This is a genomic window from Rhizobium sp. UBA1881 (assembly GCF_002338015.1).
In the GTDB taxonomy this organism is placed as follows: Bacteria; Pseudomonadota; Alphaproteobacteria; order Rhizobiales; family Rhizobiaceae; genus Rhizobium.
On record NZ_DDHH01000186.1, the window covers coordinates 1 to 608 of the forward strand.

The 608-nt window shown below is 65.8% G+C and carries 1 pseudogene; it reads left to right on the plus strand.

The window, feature by feature from the left end:
- Nucleotides 1-608: pseudogene (locus tag B3605_RS22395) on the plus strand (hypothetical protein); the annotation flags it as partial.

Consider the following 608-nt stretch of genomic DNA (forward strand, 5'->3'; position numbering starts at 1 on the left):
GATGCCGCAGCTTTTGTCGGCGTTGTCGCTGCTGCTCGGCGTCATGCTGATCTTTTCGAGCGTCACGCCGACGCCGGATTCCAACCTCGAATTCCTTTCCAACTATCTGCCGCTGCCGATCGTGGAAGGCGCGCACTTCCTGGCGAGCCTTGCCGGACTGGCGCTCGTGGTCGCCGCGCGCGGTCTTGGCCAGAAGCTCGACGGTGCGTGGTGGATCACCATCTTCTCGGCCGCCGCAGCACTGATGCTGTCGCTGCTGAAGGCCGTGGCGCTGGTCGAGGCCTCGTTCCTCGCCTTCCTGATTTTCGGCCTGTTCGTCAGCCGTCGCCTGTTCCGCCGCCGCGCCTCGCTGCTTAACCAGACGCTGACGGCGTCGTGGCTGACGGCAATCGCCGTTGTCTGCGTCGGCGCCGTTGTCATCCTGCTCTTCGTCTATCGCGACGTCGATTACAGCAACGAGCTCTGGTGGCAGTTCGAATTCGCCGACGAGGCGCCGCGCGGTCTGCGCGCCGTGCTTGGCATCACCATCATCTCGACCGCCATCGCCGTCTTCAGCCTGCTGCGGCCGGCCACGACCCGGCTCGAGCCGGCAACGGACGAGGCGCTGG